At 36.1% G+C, this 21,990-nt stretch carries 22 protein-coding genes and 1 pseudogene; 12 read left to right on the top strand and 11 right to left on the bottom strand.

Annotated features, from left to right (window positions below; genetic code table 11):
- Positions 1-46 precede the first annotated feature (46 nt).
- The 3 genes and pseudogenes from D2A30_09735 to D2A30_09725 all read left to right on the top strand — a co-directional run bounded on the left by D2A30_09735 (position 47) and on the right by D2A30_09725 (position 3,479).
- On the top strand, positions 47-727 hold the full coding sequence (locus tag D2A30_09735; GenBank protein ID ULL21819.1) for an IS6-like element ISTeha2 family transposase: 681 nt from the start codon (positions 47-49) through the stop codon (positions 725-727).
- Positions 728-941: 214 nt separating this feature from the next.
- Entirely contained in the window at positions 942-1,772 is an 831-nt protein-coding gene (locus D2A30_09730) for a CPBP family intramembrane metalloprotease (protein ID ULL21818.1), read from the top strand.
- Positions 1,773-2,480: 708 nt separating this feature from the next.
- A pseudogene (locus D2A30_09725) lies at positions 2,481-3,479 on the top strand (IS5 family transposase).
- Positions 3,480-3,955: 476 nt separating this feature from the next.
- Here D2A30_09725 and D2A30_09720 read toward each other — a convergent pair.
- From D2A30_09720 to D2A30_09690, 7 genes are all read right to left on the bottom strand, one after another.
- Complete coding sequence (locus D2A30_09720) at positions 3,956-5,104, bottom strand: site-specific integrase (protein ULL21817.1); 1,149 nt, start codon at positions 5,102-5,104, stop codon at positions 3,956-3,958.
- Between the two features lie 51 nt (positions 5,105-5,155).
- Positions 5,156-5,494 (bottom strand): DUF771 domain-containing protein, encoded by a 339-nt coding sequence (locus D2A30_09715; protein ID ULL21816.1) that lies wholly within the window; start codon positions 5,492-5,494, stop codon positions 5,156-5,158.
- Positions 5,491-5,757, bottom strand: a complete 267-nt coding sequence (locus D2A30_09710; protein ID ULL21815.1) for a hypothetical protein — start codon at positions 5,755-5,757, stop codon at positions 5,491-5,493. The genes D2A30_09715 and D2A30_09710 overlap by 4 nt, the downstream gene beginning before the upstream one ends.
- 58 nt (positions 5,758-5,815) lie before the next feature.
- Positions 5,816-7,174: a hypothetical protein gene (locus D2A30_09705; GenBank protein ID ULL21814.1), complete on the bottom strand. Its 1,359-nt coding sequence runs from the start codon at positions 7,172-7,174 to the stop codon at positions 5,816-5,818.
- 174 nt (positions 7,175-7,348) lie between these two features.
- Positions 7,349-8,788 carry a hypothetical protein gene (locus tag D2A30_09700; protein ID ULL21813.1) on the bottom strand — a complete coding sequence of 480 codons (1,440 nt, stop codon included), beginning with the start codon at positions 8,786-8,788 and terminating at the stop codon, positions 7,349-7,351.
- A complete protein-coding gene (locus tag D2A30_09695) occupies positions 8,785-9,024 on the bottom strand; it encodes a hypothetical protein (protein ULL21812.1) in 240 nt (79 codons plus the stop codon). Before D2A30_09695 ends, D2A30_09700 begins: the two co-directional genes overlap by 4 nt.
- A gap of 1 nt (position 9,025) precedes the next feature.
- A complete protein-coding gene (locus tag D2A30_09690) occupies positions 9,026-9,463 on the bottom strand; it encodes a hypothetical protein (GenBank protein ID ULL22035.1) in 438 nt (145 codons plus the stop codon).
- A gap of 174 nt (positions 9,464-9,637) precedes the next feature.
- Between D2A30_09690 and D2A30_09685 the strand changes: the two genes are divergently transcribed.
- Positions 9,638-10,489, top strand: a complete 852-nt coding sequence (locus D2A30_09685) for a hypothetical protein (GenBank protein ULL21811.1) — start codon at positions 9,638-9,640, stop codon at positions 10,487-10,489.
- Between the two features lie 17 nt (positions 10,490-10,506).
- On the opposite strand, the gene D2A30_09680 is transcribed toward D2A30_09685, so the two are convergent.
- Complete coding sequence (locus D2A30_09680) at positions 10,507-10,842, bottom strand: helix-turn-helix domain-containing protein (protein ULL21810.1); 336 nt, start codon at positions 10,840-10,842, stop codon at positions 10,507-10,509.
- A 142-nt stretch (positions 10,843-10,984) separates the two neighbouring features.
- Between D2A30_09680 and D2A30_09675 the strand changes: the two genes are divergently transcribed.
- From D2A30_09675 to D2A30_09640, 8 genes are all read left to right on the top strand, one after another.
- Positions 10,985-13,465, top strand: a complete 2,481-nt coding sequence (locus D2A30_09675; protein ULL22034.1) for an SEC10/PgrA surface exclusion domain-containing protein — start codon at positions 10,985-10,987, stop codon at positions 13,463-13,465.
- A gap of 157 nt (positions 13,466-13,622) precedes the next feature.
- The gene (locus tag D2A30_09670; protein ID ULL21809.1) at positions 13,623-14,201 is read left to right on the top strand and encodes a hypothetical protein; all 579 of its coding nucleotides are present in this window, start codon (positions 13,623-13,625) and stop codon (positions 14,199-14,201) included.
- Positions 14,202-14,900: 699 nt separating this feature from the next.
- A complete protein-coding gene (locus D2A30_09665; GenBank protein ID ULL21808.1) occupies positions 14,901-15,344 on the top strand; it encodes a MarR family transcriptional regulator in 444 nt (147 codons plus the stop codon).
- On the top strand, positions 15,345-16,049 hold the full coding sequence (locus D2A30_09660; protein ID ULL21807.1) for a metal ABC transporter ATP-binding protein: 705 nt from the start codon (positions 15,345-15,347) through the stop codon (positions 16,047-16,049). It abuts the gene before it with no gap.
- The gene (locus D2A30_09655; protein ULL21806.1) at positions 16,042-16,854 is read left to right on the top strand and encodes a metal ABC transporter permease; all 813 of its coding nucleotides are present in this window, start codon (positions 16,042-16,044) and stop codon (positions 16,852-16,854) included. The genes D2A30_09660 and D2A30_09655 overlap by 8 nt, the downstream gene beginning before the upstream one ends.
- A 9-nt stretch (positions 16,855-16,863) precedes the next feature.
- The gene (locus tag D2A30_09650) at positions 16,864-18,372 is read left to right on the top strand and encodes a zinc ABC transporter substrate-binding protein AdcA (GenBank protein ID ULL21805.1); all 1,509 of its coding nucleotides are present in this window, start codon (positions 16,864-16,866) and stop codon (positions 18,370-18,372) included.
- 82 nt (positions 18,373-18,454) lie between these two features.
- The gene (locus D2A30_09645) at positions 18,455-18,922 is read left to right on the top strand and encodes a CopY/TcrY family copper transport repressor (protein ULL21804.1); all 468 of its coding nucleotides are present in this window, start codon (positions 18,455-18,457) and stop codon (positions 18,920-18,922) included.
- A gap of 167 nt (positions 18,923-19,089) precedes the next feature.
- Positions 19,090-19,299, top strand: a complete 210-nt coding sequence (locus tag D2A30_09640) for a heavy-metal-associated domain-containing protein (protein ULL21803.1) — start codon at positions 19,090-19,092, stop codon at positions 19,297-19,299.
- A gap of 48 nt (positions 19,300-19,347) precedes the next feature.
- Here the strand turns inward: D2A30_09640 and D2A30_09635 are convergent, their stop codons facing one another.
- The 3 genes from D2A30_09635 to D2A30_09625 form a co-directional block, all read right to left on the bottom strand.
- Positions 19,348-20,058: a PASTA domain-containing protein gene (locus D2A30_09635; protein ID ULL21802.1), complete on the bottom strand. Its 711-nt coding sequence runs from the start codon at positions 20,056-20,058 to the stop codon at positions 19,348-19,350.
- A gap of 111 nt (positions 20,059-20,169) precedes the next feature.
- Positions 20,170-20,547, bottom strand: a complete 378-nt coding sequence (locus D2A30_09630) for an HIT family protein (protein ULL21801.1) — start codon at positions 20,545-20,547, stop codon at positions 20,170-20,172.
- A gap of 56 nt (positions 20,548-20,603) precedes the next feature.
- Complete coding sequence (locus D2A30_09625; GenBank protein ULL21800.1) at positions 20,604-21,860, bottom strand: tyrosine--tRNA ligase; 1,257 nt, start codon at positions 21,858-21,860, stop codon at positions 20,604-20,606.
- Positions 21,861-21,990 lie beyond the last annotated feature (130 nt).

The raw sequence follows: 21,990 nt of genomic DNA, 5'->3' as shown, positions 1-21,990 counted from the left end.
CCTGATTTATTGTAAAATGTAATAAAAAAGAATGCGAGGACAACAGATGAATCATTTTAAGGGCAAACAATTCCAAAAAGACGTGATTATTATCTCTGTTGGGTATTATCTTCGCTATAATTTGAGTTATCGTGATGTTCAAGAGATGTTATATGATCGTGGCATTAACGTTTCTCACACAACAATTTACCGTTGGGTTCAAGAATATGGTAAGCTGATCTATCAAATCTGGAAAAAGAAAAATAGACAGTCCTTTTATTCGTGGAAAATGGACGAAACTTATATTAAAATTAAAGGGAAGTGGCATTATCTCTATCGTGCAATCGACTCAGAAGGCATGACACTGGATATTTGGCTAAGACGAAAGAGAAATACTCAGTCTGCTTATGCTTTCTTTAAACGACTATACAAGCAGTTTGGGGAACCGAAAGTTATCGTGACAGATAAAGCACCATCAATTGCTAGTGCTTTTAGGAAGTTACAAAAGCAGGGGCTATACAGCGAAACTGAGCACCGGACGGTCAAGTATCTCAATAACTTAATTGAGCAAGATCATAGACCTGTTAAACGTCGAAATAAACTTTATCAAAGTCTTCGTACTGCATCAACTACGATTAAGGGCATAGAAGCATTGAGAGGCATATACAAAAAGAACCGAAGAAATGGAACGCTCTTCGGCTTTTCGGTATCTACTGAAATTAAAGTTTTGATGGGTATACCAGCATAGTCAAAGTATCAGAATGGGACTTTTGTACTCAGTATTGAAACTTTGCAACAGAACCGAATTGTCTAACTTAATTTGACAATTAATAATATTTTATATAAAATCACCATTAATGATGTATATGATGAGAAATCGTTTGTTTTATTAAATACAATATTATATACTGATAAAAAGATTTTGATCACGCTAGTAAGTTAAAATAATAAGGAGATATCAATTGTTAACGACGAAAAAAGTTAGTTTAGGAATAATAGGATCCATACTCATACTCATTTTCTCACAGGTGTCAGCTGAATTAATAGAAACACTGTTAGTTCTCTTTAAAGTTCCAGAATTTATTTCAATTGCGATATCTGGAATCATTTATATTTTTTTAACTTATTTTTTACTGAAACAATTCGTGATAAAATTCTTTCATCGGAATTTAAATGACTTTGGAATCGGACATTTTCATGTAAAGTGGAAGTGGGTCATCATTGGTTTATTATTACCAGTTGTGGTTACAGTTATTTATCTATCTATTCCTGGTCACTTTATTTCAACTCACAAGTCCACATTAGAAACCTTAGCAGTCATTAGTCGAGGAATCTTTTTCACAGGTTTTGGTGCAGGTTTTGTAGAGGAGATGGTTTTTCGTGGTATTATCATGACCTTAGTTAAAGAAAAGTGGGGAATGATGATTTCAATAGTTATTCCCTCCTTACTTTTTGGACTAGTTCATATCATTGGGATGTCATTTAATCTTTTAAGTATTTTATTAGTGATGCTTGCTGGAACAATGGTAGGTGTTATGTTTTCACTTATTGCTTATGAGAGTAAAACTGTATGGAATAATGCATTAGTTCATTCATTATGGAATAGTGTGATTATTAGTGGTATCTTTACAATATCAACTAAAGTCGATCCCTATAACATTAGTCACTATTTACTAAGAACAAAGTCCTTCTTAATAACTGGTGGTCAATTTGGAATTGAATCATCACTAATAGCACTATTGGGCTATAGTCTTGTGGCTTACTACGCATACAGTGAACTTAAGAGAAGTTAATAAGACTTATGAAGATAATATGATTGTGACTACAGCCAGCACGGAAAAAGCTAGTATCACAGCTATATCAGGACAAATAGTCACAGCCATCAAAGGATAATTTAGAACAAAGGTTGAGACAGCTCTTGAAGCAAACAGTACGAAATATGATGCTTTTTAAAACGCTTCTTAAAGCGTTTTTTTAGTACCTAAATAAAAACCAACTTTTATTACTAAAAATTAGATTTTATAAATGACTTTACTAGAACAATTCTAGAACAAAATAAGTTATTGAAGAAATACAAGATATGCCTTTTTTAGAGTACTCAAATGTATTTGAGTATTGTACAAAAGATGTATATATTAATTTTAGTTGATTATCAAAAGTAAGATAATCTAAAAAATTTTTTAATATATTTTATATAAAATCATCTACGGAAATATTTTTTTAAGATACCGTATTTTATTTTTTTAGTGATATAATAAAAAAAGAAGGGAACGGATGATGAAAGAACACTTAAATATAATAAATAATATTTTTTCTAGTATAGATAAAATGCCAGTTAAGATGAAGTATTTGATACTAGGTGCTCTATTGACTTTGTTTGCTAATGATATTTATTATAAATTACTAGAAAATAGAATAAAAAGAAAATCTTTATAGGGCACCTCTAAAAACGTATGAAAAGAGGTATAATAGATTAAAAATAAGCTAACGAGGTATTGAAGATGAATTTATTTGGAGATAGCGACTATCTTGAAAAATTAAGTTTAAAAGGAGACCCTCTTGAGCGGCTAGAAAAAGTGGTTGATTTCGAGTGTTTTCGCCCAACTCTTAACCGGATTTTTAAGTATGATTTATAAAACAAATCTCATGGTGGTAGACCGCCCTATGACCTTGTTTTGATGTTGAAAATTCTAATTTTACAACGCTTATACAATCTATCTGATGATGCAATGGAATATCAAATGATTGACCGGATTTCGTTTAGAAGATTCCTTAAGATTGATGACAAGGTACCAGACGCAAAGACTATCTGGAACTTTAGAAATCAGCTATCAAAATCTAATAGAGGAAACTGGCTTTTTTCTGCCTTTCAAGAAAAACTTGAATCACAAGGGATGATCGCTCATAAAGGACAGATTGTTGATGCAACATTCATAGAGGCGCCTAAACAACGTAATCCAAAAGACGAAAATGAATTGATTAAAGCAAATAGGGTACCAGTGAATTGGACGAAGAACAAAAGAGCACAGAAGGATACAGCTGCTCGCTGGACAATTAAAGGTAATGAGAGACACTATGGCTACAAAAATCATATTGCTATAGATACCAAATCAAAATTCGTAAAGAATTATCAAACAACGCCTGCAAATGTGCATGATTCTCAAGTAATAGGCGTTCTTGTTGATCCCGATGAGATCACCTTGGCAGACTCAGCTTATCAAAATCAAGCAACACCTAAAGGTGCTGAACTTTTTACCTGTCTTAAAAACACACGTTGTAAATCTCTTAAGGCAGACGATAAAATGTTTAATAAAATCATTTCGAAAATACGTGTCCGTATTGAACATGTATTTGGCTTTGTTGAAAATTCAATGCATGGTTCTAGTTTACGTTCTATTGGATTCGATCGAGCTGTTTTAAATACTGACCTTACAAATCTGACTTATAACTTATTGAGGTACGAACAAGTTAAACGTTTAAATCTCAAAACATGGCGGTAATCTGTCTAAAATAAGAATAAACAGTCAAGTGGCGTCTGTAACATAAAGAAAAACACAGTAGACTATGCTTAGTTTTCTGTGTTTTTTTCTAATTTCATTTAGAGGTGAATTAATTGGTAGTTATTAGAGGTGCCCTTAAGTATTGATTCGTATTGAATGCTTACTTCACTTCAGTAAGGGTAAAATCATTTGGATCTGCTTTGTTTACCATCATAATGTTCCTTTAATGACATTGTAATAAAGTAAGCATTACTACAAAGTAACTAATTTTAGAAATTATACCTTATTTATAGAGTGAAAAAGCTTCTATAATAATGATAAAATGGGATTTTTGTGTTTAAAAAACTACAAGAACCAAACTCAAAATCCAGTGTCCGCAAGGACGTGCCGGTTCGACCCCGGCCGCCGGTATAGTATAAGCATTAGAAACGTTGATTTATCAGCGTTTCTTTTGTCTTTTGGTCAACTTTTGGTCACTATTTATCATTTTCAATTAAACTATTTAATACTGAACGGACTTTATTGTTTTCAATTTCTGCTTTTTCTTTAATCAGATGTCCATATGTTTCTGTAATTTCAGTAATATCTTTATGTCCCATTAATTTTGATACAGCCCAAATATCTACGCCCATGGCTAACATTGTGGAACAATATGTATGACGTAAACCTGTACTTGTCATATTTTGAGGAAAGATGCGTAATGTTTTTAATATTTGTTTTAGATGTTTATTGATACCTGCATTAGTTACAATGTTATAATTTACATCTACAAAGATCATGTTTTCATTATTTATAATTGTACCATCTTCAATAAATACATCTTGTTCTTGTTTGAGTTTTTTAAGGATTTTCAGTGTATCTGCATCAATAGGTATTGTCCGTATTGAATCTTCTGTTTTGGCTTTGCTCCAACGTTGTCTAACTGTATCGTATCGGCGGTACGTTTTAATTTCTAATGTATCCCATAAAACACAATCCCATGTTAATCCTGCAACTTCACCTGCACGTAATCCAGTTTTTAATTGGATCAATAGTAAGTGAGGAATGATTGATGTTGATAAGTCTAAATTTTCTTCTAAATAACTAACTAATTTTTGATAATCCTTAAAACTATGAATATATTTATCTTCTTTCCGTTTCTTAGGAGGGCGACCTGATAAAATAACCCCTTCTGTAAAATCTTCAATATTTAGCTTATCACGTTTAGCAAAGATAATGACATTACGGATTTCCGCATTCATTCTACTTACGTTATCACGACAATTTGTTTCAGCGTATTTATTGATAAAAGCTTGATATTCACTAGCTTTTATCTGAATCGCTGGTTTATCTTCAAATTGTGTTTTGATAAATTTTCCACGTAGCATATGCTTGTTTAAGGTTGTATCAGCTTTACCAAGTGGTTTTACAGTTAATTCTAGCCATTTTTCCCATAGATCATAAAATGTAATATTTTTATCTATGATTGCGCCCTGCATTAATTTTATTTCGATGCTAAGTGCTTCAATTTCGGCTTCACGTTTAGTTTTGAATCCTGAATTAGATGCAATTACTTTTTTATTCTTATCAAAGATACGATAGTCCCAAGTTTTATTTTTACCTCTTTTTCTATATGAAATTGCCATTGATTACCTCTTTCTAAAAGCGATAACCAAGATATTATCTTGGTTATCATATCACAAATCAAAAATTTCTGCAAAATGTTCTTCAAAATATTTTTTGGTTTTACTCGCTAAAAAATAGTATCGTCCGCCTTGATTTTGAGGATATTTCACAAATCCCTCTTTATTTTGGTCAATATCAATTTTTGAGCGAATTGTTGGCTTGTATAGAACGTTTTCTAAGAGCCACGGTCGAGAAACTGAAAGCATTTCTAAAACATCATTTAAGGTCATGTAGCGCCCTTGAGTGGCTTCCTTTGTTAAATGGTTATAATCATCTTTAGAAATGATGATATGACTCTCTGGGAGTTGTATCGTTATAGGGTTAAGGTCTAATTTAAGTTGTGTAATCATAGCTTATTCCTTTCATCTTTAGGATCATACTGATATTGAATATTGAAATACTCACTGACAAAATCCGTTAGGCGGTTCATTAACCACCTATGATTATCCTTTTGAGAATTCAAACATTTTAAAACTTGTTCAGAGTTCATCTTAAGAATATCAGTTAAAAAGTAATCATAGGAGTTGAATCCTGTTTCTAGTTCAAGAGTGGCTTCCATATTTTCAATTTCTTGTAATAAACAAATCAGATCGTTTGTTGTTAGTTTTATCATTTTGCTTTACCTCATTGTCATGATATGAGATAATCAAGAAAGGGGTTGGTTTACTTGACTAATCTTCTAAATCTTCTAGGTTGTCGTTTGAATCGCTTTGGTCGGTGGATTTTACGGCAACTTTTTGTGTTTGTTTAGAATTTGACTGATTGTTTAGAATTTCAGCTAATATTTCTTGGGCAACCTTCGTCAAATCGGATTCTGAATCCTCAGTGATGCTGTCTAATTTCCATTCCTTGATTTTATTGAATTGCAGCTTTGCTTTTTCTTTTAAATCACGGATAGCATGGTAGTACCATAATTCAATAATGAGTTTGTTATGGTCGTCATGATACATTTTTACGATATAACGAATTCGCCTCATTAACTGATGGTATTCCTTTTTCTTAGGAAACCAAGCATCTACCCAATCCCCGTAAGTTTTAGAGTTAGTTATAATTGTCAAATCATTGATAATATAAGCATCTTTAAAACGAGAACTGAGCTGATTAGCCGAATTTGGTTCAAGGATTTGAAAGAGTTCACGGTAAGCCATGCCACATGATGCATCAAATTCATTGATGATCATTGTTTTTTGACCCTTGTAACCAGAACCTAAATCAAACCGTTTTTTATTGATAGATGGGGTATGTGCTCCTAGACGATCATGTTGTTCTGCAATGAGTCGTGCTAAGAAAGATTTTCCACTATTTCCATCGCCTTGGATATAAATACTATTATGGTTCCGTTCTCCACGACTCATACGTTCAAACTCTTTTTGAATGTATTCTTGACGATTTTCTTCAAATTGACGTTTATTTTGATTCCATGCTTTTTGTGCGGTTCGTTGAGTGAATTGTTCAAACAAAGCTTTTTTTGCTTCTAGAGGTAGTAATCCATCTGATGATATTTGATAGCTAAGATCCAAGCAATACTCCTCAACTTCTGAGCCATCTTCAGATTGTTCTTTGGTGTGTTTTTTGATTTCACCCATAATTGAATTGATATAGTTACCATTTGGTGATTGAATAACTTCATCAACATTGTATGGGAATTTGCCCTGAGCCATATTTCGCTCATTTCTATGTGTCAAGTACCTACAAGCTTTGATTGAGCTACGAACAAACTCTAAATTTTCTTGTCGTGAAATTTGTAAGCTTTTGTAAACTGATTGATAGGTATGGGGATTTTTGAATATAATTACGAAATGCACATGTAGGCATTTAGGTGTTCCGTCTTCATTGATATCCTTATCATGAAAAATCAAGTAATAGATGTCATCATCATTTTTACATAGCTCTTTAATACGTTTTTCAACTGATTTCTTGAAATCATCTTTTGTTAGATCAGGATTAGCGTTTTTCTCATATTCATAAGAAATTTGACCGAAAAATTTCCGTTTTCGATCGTTAGGATTAATAGGTTTTCTTTTAGTCATATTTGACCTCCGTAGTGAATTATTTTTGACACAAAATGATTATAATGTGTCATTTTTGTTGGGATAGATTTGATTGTTTTTTGGACGCCACTGACGGAGATTTATGTGGCGTCCAAAATCATCAAATAGGGTTCAAAATTTGGCACAACACAGATTCAAATGATGTTCCAAATTTTAAGGGTTAGACGTGGATTGTTTTAATGATTTTCGTTTCTTGATACCGTATAGATAAGCTTTTTCAAAAATACTGATCTTTTCAAGTCCATGTTCGTGCATGTTAATGTTCCAAAATCGTCTTGGCTTAGAGAATTGACCGTCAGAGGTCATGATGTAGCCACTAAAGCGTGGGGCATGGTTTTCAATATTATCAGCTTCTCCGAAAACCATACGTGCAAGCTCGTCGGTAATAGCTCCATTTGATAGACATATACGGACACCAAGATTGTCCCTAACAGCAGTAGAAAGTAGTTCTGAACGTGGTTGCTGCATACAGATACACATATAGACCCCACTAGAACGTGAGCGAGATACCACGGATAAAACTAGATCTTGAACCCTTTTCCGCTTTTTGGCATCAGTAATACTACTTAACATTGCAGAATATTCTTCAATGATAACGAGTTTCATTCTCATTTCTTGACCGAAATTGATAAATGTAGCACCAGTTATATCATCCCTTGCAGCTAATTGAGCAATCTCTTTTTCACGTTGAATAACTAAATCAAGTAAAGTTTCAAAATAAGCTAGAATTTCGTCACTATCTGAAATAATAGTACCTTTAGGTAAAAAGTCCCACGAACTGAATTCGGATTTGACATCAAATATTGTTAAGTCAACTTCAGAATCAAACATAAATACTTGAGCTAGCATAGATTTTAGAAAAGTGGTCTTTGATGATGAAGTATTGCCAACCAGTAGTAAATGAATATTTTTAACCATTGAAAAGGTCAATCCTGTTTCCACTGTTATTTCATAGTCATTAGCTGGCTTTAATTCTGTGATGCATTTAGGTTTCAGCTGTCTTGCTTGTGCATCATCAATGCTATCTAGCAGATAGGTAAATTCAGTATTATCAAATGATATCCAATAGTCAAGAACAATCAATGAGCGGTTTTTACCCACTAAAATAGATGAGAGCATATCCGCAAATTTTTCTAAATCATCAGTAGTTTGATCAGCTAATTTATTGATCGTAACAGTAATGCGCCTGCTTTGCTTCGAGAAGCACGCATGCGCTTTGGAAACATCTATGAATTTGCTGCCGACTTTGCGATTAGCTGTTGCTGAATCTTTCAATGCTTTGTGAGCTTGACGCTCTATTAATCTTAATTGTTGATATTGAGAAAATGAATCCGCTGCTTTAACACGATGCAGAAAATGCAAGAGTAATGAACCATTAACAAGAAGCAAGACAGCTGAACCAAATATCATTAGATAGAATGCCCATTTACTGGGAGCCATAATCAGCTCTAGTTCAACTGCTTTCCTAATTAACCATTCACCAATCAACCCTGTGACTAGTAGCCCTACTCCAAGTAATTGAAGCAGGGTTACTACACTAGGGTAGGCTCTCATCATATAGCCTAGATGTGAGTTTAAACGATATCTAATCATAACTTCTTACAGAGTTCTTCCAATTCAGCCCACATCTTACGACGTATCAATTCATAGTACATGTAAGCACGAATAAAATCAGTATAGCGACCGTTGGAATAAGCTAGGCTTAAATTAATAAAGGAATCAATGATTTCTTTGTCTTCTGTACGTAGATAGCTTGCGAACATGTTTCGAAGGTCAAGAGGGAGATCATCAGCTGATAAGTCTGCTAGTTCTTCGTGGATATCCTTCATATTATTGTCCCCCTCCCAATTTGACTTCTTTGACATCTTCAGCCCATAATTCGAGAACATCAAAACTTTTATATTTATAACGACCCCGAGGGTTTACCAATTGATAGAGATGACGGAATTGAATTTTTTGAGCAATCGCAAGAGTTGGTACAACTAAACTGATTAACTTAACCGCTCCATCTTCTTTCGGCATGGTAAGAAAGACTTCATATCCGATGGATTGATCCGAAAATACGGGTGCATTTTTACCGTTCTTGTTTTTTTCAAAACCAACAATTGGGAAAAATGGCTGTGGTTCAGAAACGCTGATAGCTACACAAGTAGTAATATCATTGCGCTCAGGAGCAATACGACGATCGTTAATGATCTCGCTAGTTGATGTTGAAGAATTGTTTCCAAACAATCCAGATTGAGTTAAAGCATTTGACATAGAAGTCACCATTGCTGACAAAAAGTCAGCCCTTTCTAAAATCTTAGATAGCGATTAACTATCTTTTACATCATCTATTATAACAATTTATTGGGTGGTGGATTGGGAACAACAGATGAAAAATATTTGAAAAACAACCCAAGTCATGATAAAATTGATTGAACTAGAAAAGAGGTGAAAGAAATGAATACAGATGAAGCAATCTATTACATGATTAGTCAACGAGTTAAAAAGAGGAAAAAAGAAAAAAGATATCAAAATAGAGATGTGATATTATCTGATCCTAATGTAGTTACAAACATTGTTAATAACAAACGTTATAAAAAAAATCCATATTTGTTGACTCCATCGTATGCGGATGATATTGTTAAGAGTTTATATTTTGAATCTTCATACACTCTTATTTGGGGTAACGAACAAGAACGTGAAGCCTATTTTGGCAAGTTGTTTTTTGTTGGAATTGATTATCTAATGAAAAAATATCCAACTATTGTAGAGCAAGCCTTGTGTTATTATGTACCATTTGCTTACCAATTAGCCCTGAAAGAATGGAAGACTAAATATGGCAACGGTATTGGTTTGTTGTTACCAAGGTTTGATTATACAGAAAGTGAAGATCAGAGATTGTTAGCGACCCAAGTTCTGTACAATCATTATCAATCTGAATTTGCAATAGAACACTTTGCTTATTTTGGGAAACGCTATACAAAAAAATTGGAAGAGCATATTAAATTGTTTTTTGAAACAAAGTTATTAGCTATTCTAGAAAAAGGTGCTTTATTTAATAGGGGGAAACAATATTATGATTTAATTTCAGATAGTTTGACTTTGGCAACGGATATGACATTTGATGCACTACCTCATCCATTTAGTGATAGTGAGTATCGACCACAATTTGATTTTGTGAAATCAACAGATACTTTTATTCAATCGCTCATTGATTATCAAGCGCAAATGGAGGGAGAAGTGAAACTAGTTGATAATGTAAGTAGATGGCATGTTGATCTACTATATAAAAAGAAAGAAAACCGCTAGGATTTATTCTTAGCGGTTCATTTTTGCTTAAATTGATTGATGATAGTGTTAAAAGCTGATAGTATTTCTTTTTGCTGTTTTTCAGGTAAGTTCTTTAGGTTGCTAACTAGGTCAGCTATGTTTGGATCTTCATCTTTTGGAGTAATATCAAAAAATGATGCGATATCAGAATCCAGTGCAGTCATAACTTTTTCTAGCGTATTGATTTTAATATTAGTTTCTAGGTGTTCTAATTTATAGACGTAATTAGTACCCAAATCAGCCATTTCTTCAACTTGTTCTTGTGTTAGCCCTTTTTGCAACCTTAAAAGGCGAATACGTTTGCCAATAAACTTTTGTAATGATTCTTCCATTATGCACCTCTTATTAGCAATAATACAGGTTTTATCTGCATTTATTAAGCTCTCAAAAGGTTGTTTGCAACTTTACAAGGTTGTTTTTATATGATAAAATCGGAAATGAGAAACCTTTTAAGGTTGGTTCTATAAAACAATAATGGAGAACTTTATGGCAAAGAGCACATTTAAATCCCTTGCAGCAACAACTGCAATCACCCTTGCAACAGTTGGTACACCAGCATTCGCTGAGGAAACAACACCAACAGTTGAAGCAACTAATGACACTGTTGTTTCTACAACAGAAGCACCTAAAGCGGAAGCAACTAAGACTTCTGCTGATGTTAAACCAGCACTTGATGCTCAGACTCAAGTTGTTTCTGACGTTAAAGGTCAAGTAGATACTGCACAAGATGCAGCAACACAAGCTGACCAAGCACAGGCTACTGCTGAAGCTGACGTTGCGACTGCAACTGAAGCTGTATCTGAAGCAGAAGCTAACGCTGCAAACGCAACACCAGAAAACATTGAAGCTAACCAAGCTGACCAAGCAGCTAATCTTGCAGACCAAGAAGCTAACGCTACTGAAACAGATGAAGTTAACGCTGAAATCGCATCACAAACTCAAACTGTTGCTGATGCAAAAACTGCTGTTGATACTGCTCAAGCAGAAAAAGACACAGCTGATGCTGACGTGACAGCTGCTGAAGACAACGTCAAATCAGCACAAGACGCTATTTCTGGTACTGGTCTCGCTGAAGCTCAAGCTAATCTTGACCAAGCTAAAGCTGATGTCCAAAATGCTGAAACAAATGTGGCAACTGCAACTGATGCAGTCTCAACAGCAAAACAAGCTGACGCTGACCGTCAAACTGCAATTGATGCAGCAACAACTGATGTCGCAGTAAAATCAGACGCTGTTGACACATCTAAAGCTGTTCTTACAAAAGCTCAAGATGATGTTGTTTCAACAACTAATACCTTAAACCAAACAACTGACGCAGTAAATGATGCACAAGACGCTTTAGCAAATGTGGATACTGTTACAATTGCAGACTTGACTCAATTCAAAGCTGACAAAGCCGAAGGCGACTCAGACTTTATGACTGACTCTGGTGCAACTGCTATTGAGCAATCAACGGTATCAATCGGTAAAGACAGCAAATCAGTACTTGTCGATATTGATAATCTTACAAACGAACAAAAGATTTCAGCTTCACAATTATATGTACAAGGTCTAACTCAAATCCGTCAAGCGTTAAATGGTTTGACATCAACTGCTGTAACACAAGCAGCGATTGATTTAGCACAATTACGTGCTGACCAATACAAAGCTCGTGGAACAAGTCCATTAACAGATGGACATATCGGTGCTGGTGTTGAAAACCTAATTCGTTTAGGTTCAAAATCAACCGTTCAAACTGAAGAAGATTTGAAGCGTGCAGTATACAATGCTTTATTGGTAACATCATTTGCAGATGCCCCATCAAACTGGGGTCACTTGCAAGCGAACTTAAACTTCGCAAACAACATTGGTATTGCTGTTGCAAATATCAATAGTGATTATTGGTTGGTCGTAGCATTCACTAACGACGGCACCCCAATCACCAACCCAGAAGACCCAACTGTACTTCAAGCCACACTTGTGAAAGCACAAGCTGACCAAGCTCAAGCTCAAGCCGCATCTGACGCAGCTAAGGCTCAATTGACTAAAGCAAGTTCAGATTATGCAACCGCTCTTGAAGTAAAAACAGCAGCCGAAAAAGTTTTGGCTGAAGCTACTGCCACTCCACTTCAAACACAAGTCGCAGAAAATAACCTACGCCTTGCGAAGATTGCTCTTCAAAATGCACAAGCTCGTGAAGTTAAAGCACAAAAAGCTGTTGATAACTTCTCAGCAGACCTTGCAACTAAGAAAGCAGCACTTGATGACGCAAAAGCTAAACTTGCTGATGCACAAGCTGTTCAAGCAAGTAAAGCAACTGCACTTGAAGTAGCAAAAGCTGAACTCACAAAACAAGAAGCAACTCTTGCAAGCTTGAATGCTGAAAAAGAAGCTCTTCTTGCAGAAAAAGACCGCTTGGTTGAAGAAGCTAAAGCACTTGCTACTGAGTTGAAAGGTTACCTTGAAGCTGGTACTAAGCTAGAAGAAGCAAAAGCTAAGTTGTCTGATAAAGAAGCTGCTCTTAAAGAAGCAATTGCTAAAGCTGAGGTTGCACACAACGCCCTTAAAGACTTGAGCGTCAAACTTGCCGAAGAAGAAAGCAAATTGGCTGAACTTCAAGCAGAATATGACCGTCTCAAAGACCTTGAAGACAAAGCAAAAGATAATGTGATTACTGTTCTTCCTGACGGTACAGTCATTGCAGTACCAAAAGATGCTACAACTGTTGATGAGAAGCCTGTTTTGACTTTATCAACTAAGAAAGCTGATACACCAACTACAACTGCCAATAACACAAACCAAGCAGGTATCACTGTTACACAAACAACATCAGGTGAGGAAGTGACCTATTCACGTGTTGCACGAGCCAAAGCATTACCACAAACAGGAGAACAAGAAAGCCTATTGGCACTCTTTGGTGTAACGGTATTGTCAAGCCTTGGTTTAACTGGTGCAAGAAGAAAACGTAGAGGGTAAGAAATGAACATTGTAAATCTGATTGTAAAATTTCTTTTGAAATTTACACTGCTTTCTATGTCTGCAATGAGAATACTTTTCAACTATCTTGAAGAAGAAACAACTCGAGTAGTGAAAGATGTAGTATCTCCATCTCCTAGACGTTGGTGGTGGTGAAATGAAAAAAGTATTATTCCATTTTCCGTTGCGGTATTATTTGAATCCTGTTAATCTATTTGGTGCATGTTTTATGATTTTCATAGAATATATGAAGTGGCAAAGTCTATCTGCTAAAATAGCAGAATTTGAAGCTTATAACGTCAAGCACTATCATAATCAATTTGAGTTGATTCCAAGTACAATTCTAACAATCATTTGGATTACATTTAATATCTTGCTTTATCCCTATGTATTCGATGCTATTTTGAGAGTAGCAGGACGATTCTTCGGTAGTAATATTCTCTTTCGTGGAATGGTACGTAATAGCATAACAATTTATAAGGCTGAGCTTGAAAGAGGAGATATCTATACGCATCACGAGGTGACTTATAACTCATACGGCTATCCTGTTGGTGTAGTTCCGAAATATGATAGAGCAAAACCGCGTGCTATCACGAAGGCATCCGATTATCTGATTTTAAGATTATCCTTAACAGTCGTACCAGTAATGCTTTTCATACTTGCCTTATGGGGTGGATGGATGCTATCTATTATAATTGGGTGGTTCTTTGCTTATAGATTCCATACAAGAAAATAGTAATAAAAAAAATCTTCTTACTATTAATATAGTAGGAAGATTTTTTGGATTCCCAAAACTCATTGAAAAGACTACGCTATTTCAACAACTTTTGGGAATAAAATATATGCCATATTGGTATAGACCTCAAAAGTCGAGGTCGGTACTAAACTAATTGTATGAAATTTAAGAAAAGTAACTTAGTAATGAAAAATTTTCTTTTTAAAATTGAAAAATAGCTTGGTCAATAGTTGGTCAACTTTACCAATTTTTATACTAACTAGCGAGTGATAATATCTTGATTTAAACGCATTTTTGTTATCTATTTTAACTTATTTTAACGCTAGTTTGTAGGCCGCCGGTATAGTATTAAAGACAAGGTTTCTAAGCCTTGTCTTTTTGTTTTGAGGTTTTAAAATTTTCAGTTGAGTTACTAAAAATTACTAATCTCTTTATCTAGTTGGTTAATCTGACGGAGTAAAACATGTACAACTTTCTGATTTTTATTCACCATTTTCAACTAAACTCTTTAATTCTAAATGTAGTTTAATGTTCTCAAGTTCTACCTTATTTTTTCGTCTCAGTCTAGTTTATAGTTTTCGAGTCAGACTAGAACTTACTTTGACAAGTTAGCTTTTAAATATTTTTTATTTTTTTCTTGTTTTTTTCTTATTAGTATGATATACTTAACGAGTTAATTAAAAGGTTAAGGATGTGCTTATGAACCAATTTGCATTAGATATTGAGAAGTGTTTGCATGATATAGTTTTGAGTTCTGAGAACCAGTTGGAAATATTGGTTGGTTCTTGTCAAAGTACGGCGAAGTTGACGAATACGCAGGAGCATATTTTGATGCTTATTGAAAAAGCTGCGTATACTAATACTGAAATTGCAAAGCAGCTGAATGTTAGTCAAGCTGCTATTACAAAGGCTACTAAATCTTTGGTTGCTCAGGGCTTATTAGTAGCAGTAAAGGATTCAAAGGATGCACGTATTGTTCGTTTTAGTCTGACTGAGGCTGCAAAGCCTATTGCTGCGGAGCATGCGCATCATCATGCACATACTTTGGAAGCATATGAAGAACTGTTAGATAATTATAGTCTTGACGAACAAGAGCTTATTGCAAGATTTTTGAATGAGTTAGTGGAGAAAATTAGAAAATAAATGAGATATATTACTGTGGAAGATTTGTCGTTTTACTACGACAAGGAGCCGGTTTTGGAAAATATTCACTACCATTTAGATAGCGGTGAATTCGTTACATTAACTGGTGAGAATGGGGCGGCGAAATCTACTCTAATTAAAGCAACTTTAGGGATATTAAAGCCAAAACATGGAAAAGTCATTATTGCAGAAAAAAGTATAAAAGGTAAGAAATTACGTATGGCTTACTTACCTCAGCAGATAGCAAGTTTTAATGCTGGCTTTCCGAGTACAGTTTATGAGTTTGTAAAATCTGGTCGTTATCCTCGGCAAGGGTGGTTCCGTCGATTGACAGCCCATGATGAGGAACATGTTCGGAAAAGTCTGGAATCTGTAGGGATGTGGGAGCATCGTGAAAAACGTTTGGGAGCATTGAGTGGTGGTCAAAAACAACGAGCTGTAATAGCACGTATGTTTGCTTCGGATCCGGATATTTTTATTTTGGATGAGCCTACTACTGGTATGGATGTAGGGACAAAGGATGCCTTTTACCAGCTCATGCATCACTCAGCCAAAAAGCATGGTAAATCTGTATTGATGATTACTCACGATCCCGATGAATTGAATAAATACGCTGATCGTAATATTCACCTGGTTCGTGATCAACAGTCTCCTTGGCGTTGTTTCAATGTTCATGAAACAGATGAGGAGGTTGTCCATGTTTGATTTATCTGTATTTAATTACGACTTTATGCAACGCGCTTTTCTGGCGATTATTGCCATGAGTTTCTTTTCACCAATCCTAGGGGTTTTCTTAATCCTTAGGCGTCAAAGCCTAATGTCAGATACCCTCAGTCACGTTTCTTTAGCTGGTGTTGCATTCGGTTTGGTTTTGGGTATTTCGCCTACTCTTTCAACAGTACTTGTTGTAATTGTAGCAGCTGTATTTTTGGAATATTTGAGGACTATTTATAAAAACTTTATGGAAATCGGAACGGCAATTCTCATGTCGACTGGTTTGGCGATTTCGTTAATTGTTATGAATAAATCAGGAGGAAAGTCTGGACTTAGTCTGGAACAATACCTTTTTGGTTCGATTGTAACAATCAGTCAAGAACAAGTAGTTGCTTTATTTGTGATTGCTTTGATTGTCATTCTATTGACGTTGTTATTTTTACGTCCTATGTATATTCTTACCTTTGATGAAGATACCGCATTTGTAGATGGATTGCCTGTTAGAGCCATGTCTATTGCCTTTAATGTAGTTACTGGTGTTGCGATTGCTCTTATGATTCCTGCTGCGGGGGCTTTATTGGTTTCAACCATTATGGTTCTACCTGCTTCTATTGCCTTACAACTTGGTAAGAGTTTTAAAGCTGTTATCTTTACGGGGATGGCAATTGGCTTTTTAGGAATGGTGACAGGTTTGATGACATCCTATTATGCAGAAACCCCAGCAAGTGCAAGTATTACCTTGATTTTCATTAGTTTTTTCTTACTGGTGAATGTTGTTCAAAAATTTAGAAAATAAGGAGTAATGATGAAAAAAGTTGGATTGATATTCGTGTCTATTTCAGCTTTGCTTTTAGGAGCATGTGGCAATAGCACAGCTTCTGAAGATGGGAAGCTAAATATTGTAACAACCTTCTATCCTGTTTATGAATTCACTAAGCAGGTGGCAGGTGATGAGGCAAATGTTGATCTGTTGGTTAAGGCTGGAACAGAAGTTCATGATTATGAACCTTCAGCAAAAGATATTGCTCGAATTCAAGAAGCTGATGTTTTTGTTTACGAAAATAAAAATATGGAAACATGGGTTCATGATGTTGAGGAATCTATTGACACCTCAAAGGTCAGTGTGATTAGAGCAACGGAAGGGATGCTCTTGTTACCCGGTAGTGAAGAAGGTGAGGATCACGACCAGAGTGAGGAGGGGCATAGCCATCCTTATGATCCGCATGTATGGTTGTCTCCTGCACGTGCAATTACTCTTGTAGAAACTATTCGTGATAGTTTGGTAGCTAAATACCCAGAAAAGAAAGAGACTTTTGAAACAAATGCGGCAGCCTATATTGAGAAATTAGATGCTTTGGATACTAAATATTCTGAGACATTATCTGCCGCTAAACAAAAGTATTTTGTTACACAACATACAGCTTTTGCTTATCTGGCTTTAGATTATGGTTTGAGACAAGTTTCAATCACGGGTGTTGCTGCGGATGAAGATTCTACCCCTTCGCGGTTGGCCGAATTAACCGACTATATCAACGAATATGGAATCAAGTATATATACTTTGAAGAAAATACGTCGAAATCTGTTGCTGAAACACTCGCAAATGAAACAGGTGTTCAGCTGGATGTTCTGAATCCTCTTGAAAGTTTGACAGATGAAGATATGAAAAATGGTAAGGATTATATTTCTGTTATGGAAGATAATCTGACTGCCCTTGAAAAAACAACTTCTCAAGCTGGTTCCGAAATTTTACCAGAGGATGGGGCTGAGACTCCACAAACGGTCTATAATGGGTATTTTGAAGACAGTGCTGTAAAAGATCGCACACTCTCAGACTATGCAGGCGAATGGAAATCTGTTTATCCATATTGGCTTGATGGGACCTTTGATCAAGTCTGGGATTATAAGGCTAAACTGAAAGGCGATATGACATTTGATGAGTATAAGGCATATTATGATACTGGGTACAAAACGGATGTTGATCAAATTAATATTACAGATAATACCATGGAATTTGTGGTAGGTGATAAGAAAGAGAAATTTACTTATAAGTATGTGGGTTATAAGATTTTGACTTACAAAAAAGGAAATCGTGGCGTTCGTTTCTTGTTTGAGGCAACAGATGCAAATGCTGGAAACTACAAGTATGTTCAATTTAGCGATCACAATATTGCACCAGTAAAAACCGGTCACTTCCATATCTACTTTGGTGGAGAGAGTCAAGATAAGCTTTTGGAAGAATTGGAAAACTGGCCGACTTACTACCTTGTTGGTTTGACTGGTTTGGAAATTGGTCAGGAAATGCTGGCTCATTAAGAGAAAAAAGACTGGACGAGAGGTTCAGTCTTTCTTCTTGACATTTTTTGACTACAGTTGTAAACTGAAATTGTAGAAATAGATTCATGGAGGTGAGATTGTGGAGCAAACTATTTCAGCTGCAGAGTGGCAGGTGATGCGGGTTCTGTGGGCACAGCCGGGAACGACTTCTCAGGAAATTATTCAGGCCTTGCAGGAGGGATTTGATTGGCAGGCGACGACCGTTAAGACACTTTTGGGGCGACTACGGAAGAAAAACTATTTGCGTATGGCCAAGGAAACAAGCAAGTATCACTATTATCCGCTGATTAGTGAAGAGGAACATTTGCAGGGGCAGGTGGAGCTCTTATTGGCTACCATATGCTCCACGAAGCAGGGGCAACTGGTTGAAAAGCTGCTGGACACAGGGACATTTTCCCAAAAAAGCCTTGAGAATATTGCCAGCAAAATCTCGCAGTTACAAAAGACGGCACCTGAGAGTATTGTCTGTCAGTGTCTGCCAGGTCAATGTACTTGTGGTCATCATCACACACTTCAAAAATCGACATAAGGTGTGTTGATTAAATGAGTGTAAAATTTGGGTGGTGTTACTTGAAAATGAGTAAGTACCAGAGTTCAATCTTTGGCTTAAGGATGTGAACAGAGTTTGCTCAATTTGCAAACCTTTAGAGTTGTGCTACTTTTTATTTTTATTGTGTAAGAACGAGGAGAAAGAACATGAAACAAACCTTGAAATTGAAAAATTTATCTTGTCAAAACTGTGTGAAGCATGTGACCAATCATTTCTTGGACTTGGACGGGGTGGAAGAGGTGAAAATCCAGCTGGATCAGCAGTTGGCGGAGGTGGAAACCTCTGTGGCCTATGACTTGAAACGGTACCAAGAGGTGCTGGATGATACAATCTATGAAGTGGAAGAGTTGGTATAAATGAGATAAAAAATAAGGAGAGATTCTAAAATGATCTCTTCTTATTTTTTATTCGATATCCTTGTTTCCAAATAGATTTGGAAGCTGTTTGAATAGTTGCCCCACATCTAATTGATTTTCTTCGGCTTGGCTAGCTAACTGTAGGCTTTGTTCCAATGTTTCTTCATCTAGATATTTTAACTTGATGAGGCTACCTTTCACAGCTGTTGTTGTAAAGAGGTTTGCCTTTGGCTCCATATCAATCACAACATTTATTTTTTGTTTTGCATACTTGGCATCTGCTGTGAGAATTTCCATTGCTGGTTTGAAACCGACTTCCTGCAAGTGGTCGCGAGCCTCTGGAATGGTTAGTCCTATGAGATTTGGAATTGTAACTTCTTGATTACTCGCATCAATAATTTCTTGGTTGATATAGTAGAGTTTGATGAGGCTTCCTTTATCGAATTTTCCTGCTTTTGGAATCATATCAACTACTTCATTGTCTCGAGTAGTTTCCTGGCGGTATTTTTTATTCGGTTTCACCAGAGTGAGAGTGACTCGAAAACCAATTTCTTCAAGGTGGCGTTTGGCTTCCTCCACATCTAAGTCGATAACATTAGGTACCTGAATTTGACTCAGATTTTTTTCGTGTTGACGGTCTAAAGCTTTATCAACAATAGGAGCTGCAGCCTGAACAGTATCCCCTATTATTTTTGTAGTATCAGGGATAATATCAACAAGCTTATTCAAATTTTTTAGCAGGTTATTCTTTTGAGCCATCTTTCTCTCCTTAATCTTGTAGCATATATGTATTATTATAGAGCACTGGTGAGCTTTTTATCAATAAACTCAGAATATCTTATCTGAAAAATATCTTTGTCGGGCTGCTTTTTATAATGCTTTGAGAAAATGAGTCAAATCCAGTTGCACGTGTGCAAGCGAAATTTGGTCCCAGAAGCCATCTGATTGAAAGCGTGGGATGAGATGAACGTGGAAATGGGTGCCAGTGTCAAACAAGCGATCGTTGCAAGCTATGGTCACACCGTCAATTGCCAATGCTTGACAGAGTTTTTCAGTTAACAAGACTTCCAAGTTCGACAGTTCAAAGCGAATAGCAGGAGGGACTTGGCTGAGCGTGTCATAATGTTTCTTGCTGATAATCAGTAGATGTGCAGTTTGGACAGGGTCAATATCCCAGACTACTTTGAAATGCTTCGTCTGGTAGAGAATGGCATTTTCATTGAGTTGGTGGCAAAAAATGCAGGTCATATCTTTTCTCCTAGGTTAGCAGAAAAGGAAATCACATAGGATTTCCTTAAAAAATGTTAATAAGTCAAAACAGAATATTTCTTCTTACCACGACGGATAATGGTCAACTCGCCGTCAATCTTGTCGCTGTCAGAAAGAGTGTAGTCCAAATCCTGCACACGTTCACCGTTGACATAGATGGCACCATTTGCTACATCTTCACGAGCTTGGCGTTTTGAGTTAACAATACCAGAGGTAACCAAGAGTTCAACAATGTTGAGGTTGTCTTCAGCCTGTACAGCGTAGTTTGGAACGTTGCTAAGCCCCTGTTTGAGTTCTTTTGCGGATAGGTTTTTGATATTGCCAGCGAACAATTGTTCAGTAATGTTAAGGGCTTGGTTATAGGCTTCTTCACCATGAACTAATGTCACGACTTCCTTAGCCAAAATTTTCTGAGCCAAACGTTCATGACGGGTTGCATTAAATTGTTCTTCAATCTCTGCAATCTCATCTAGTGATAAGAATGTAAAGATTTTCAAGAAACGAACGGCATCGTCGTCCATGACATTGAGCCAGAATTGGTACATTTCGTAAGGAGAAGTTTTATCAGCATCAAGCCAAACAGCATTACCCTCAGACTTACCAAATTTCTTACCGGTTGAGTCAGTGATGAGCGGAACAGTCATCACGTGACCAGTTCTATCAGCTTTGCGACGTAGCAATTCCGTGCCGGCGGTCATATTGCCCCATTGATCTGAACCACCAATTTGCAATGTAACATTATGCTTATCATTCAACTCATAGAAATCATAGCCTTGCATGATTTGGTATGCAAATTCAGTGTAAGAAATTCCTGTTTCAATTCGTTTTTTAACAGAATCTTTGCTCATCATGTAGTTGACAGTGAAGTATTTACCGACATCGCGGAGGAAGTCGATAAAGCTGATGTCTGAGAACCAGTCGTAGTTGTTGACCATTTCAGCCTTGTTGTCACCATTTTCAAAATCCAAGAAGCGAGAAAGCTGTCCTTGGATTTTATCAACCCAACCGTCCACGGTGTCTTTGGTCTGCAAGCTCCGCTCCGCATCCTTGAAGGAAGGGTCCCCAATCAGACCAGTAGCTCCACCAACTAGAGCGTAAGGTTTGTGCCCTGCTAATTGCAAGTGACGGCAGACGAGGATTGGTACCAAATGCCCCAAATGCAGGCTGTCGGCAGTTGGGTCGTAGCCAGAATAATAGGATACTTGCCCTTCTGTTAATGCTTTTACTAGGGCTTCTTCATCAGTTGTTTGAAAGACCAAGCCACGTGCTTTTAGTTCTTCAAAAATGTTCATGCGTTTCTCCTTCAACAAGATGCTTTGGTTTTTGAGTTTTTTACAAGCTAAAACCGCATCTCACCATTAAAAAATTCTCTCCTATTATACCATGAAATTGCGGAAAATATACAAAATTTGGTATAATTGA

Source organism: Streptococcus suis (assembly GCA_022354845.1).
In the GTDB taxonomy this organism is placed as follows: Bacteria; Bacillota; Bacilli; order Lactobacillales; family Streptococcaceae; genus Streptococcus; species Streptococcus suis_AA.
This window is presented reverse-complemented; position numbering and strand designations above follow the sequence as displayed.

Bases quoted from the DNA above. Each gene is read 5' to 3' on its own strand.
- D2A30_09735 (ULL21819.1), top strand. From the start codon at position 47: ATGAATCATTTTAAGGGCAAACAATTCCAAAAAGACGTGATTATTATC.
- D2A30_09720 (ULL21817.1), bottom strand. From the start codon at position 5,104: ATGGCAATTTCATATAGAAAAAGAGGTAAAAATAAAACTTGGGACTAT.
- D2A30_09715 (ULL21816.1), bottom strand. From the start codon at position 5,494: ATGATTACACAACTTAAATTAGACCTTAACCCTATAACGATACAACTC.
- D2A30_09710 (ULL21815.1), bottom strand. From the start codon at position 5,757: ATGATAAAACTAACAACAAACGATCTGATTTGTTTATTACAAGAAATT.
- D2A30_09705 (ULL21814.1), bottom strand. From the start codon at position 7,174: ATGACTAAAAGAAAACCTATTAATCCTAACGATCGAAAACGGAAATTT.
- D2A30_09700 (ULL21813.1), bottom strand. From the start codon at position 8,788: ATGATTAGATATCGTTTAAACTCACATCTAGGCTATATGATGAGAGCC.
- D2A30_09695 (ULL21812.1), bottom strand. From the start codon at position 9,024: ATGAAGGATATCCACGAAGAACTAGCAGACTTATCAGCTGATGATCTC.
- D2A30_09685 (ULL21811.1), top strand. From the start codon at position 9,638: ATGAATACAGATGAAGCAATCTATTACATGATTAGTCAACGAGTTAAA.
- D2A30_09680 (ULL21810.1), bottom strand. From the start codon at position 10,842: ATGGAAGAATCATTACAAAAGTTTATTGGCAAACGTATTCGCCTTTTA.
- D2A30_09675 (ULL22034.1), top strand. From the start codon at position 10,985: ATGGAGAACTTTATGGCAAAGAGCACATTTAAATCCCTTGCAGCAACA.
- D2A30_09670 (ULL21809.1), top strand. From the start codon at position 13,623: ATGAAAAAAGTATTATTCCATTTTCCGTTGCGGTATTATTTGAATCCT.
- D2A30_09665 (ULL21808.1), top strand. From the start codon at position 14,901: ATGAACCAATTTGCATTAGATATTGAGAAGTGTTTGCATGATATAGTT.
- D2A30_09660 (ULL21807.1), top strand. From the start codon at position 15,345: ATGAGATATATTACTGTGGAAGATTTGTCGTTTTACTACGACAAGGAG.
- D2A30_09655 (ULL21806.1), top strand. From the start codon at position 16,042: ATGTTTGATTTATCTGTATTTAATTACGACTTTATGCAACGCGCTTTT.
- D2A30_09650 (ULL21805.1), top strand. From the start codon at position 16,864: ATGAAAAAAGTTGGATTGATATTCGTGTCTATTTCAGCTTTGCTTTTA.
- D2A30_09640 (ULL21803.1), top strand. From the start codon at position 19,090: ATGAAACAAACCTTGAAATTGAAAAATTTATCTTGTCAAAACTGTGTG.
- D2A30_09635 (ULL21802.1), bottom strand. From the start codon at position 20,058: ATGGCTCAAAAGAATAACCTGCTAAAAAATTTGAATAAGCTTGTTGAT.
- D2A30_09630 (ULL21801.1), bottom strand. From the start codon at position 20,547: ATGACCTGCATTTTTTGCCACCAACTCAATGAAAATGCCATTCTCTAC.
- D2A30_09625 (ULL21800.1), bottom strand. From the start codon at position 21,860: ATGAACATTTTTGAAGAACTAAAAGCACGTGGCTTGGTCTTTCAAACA.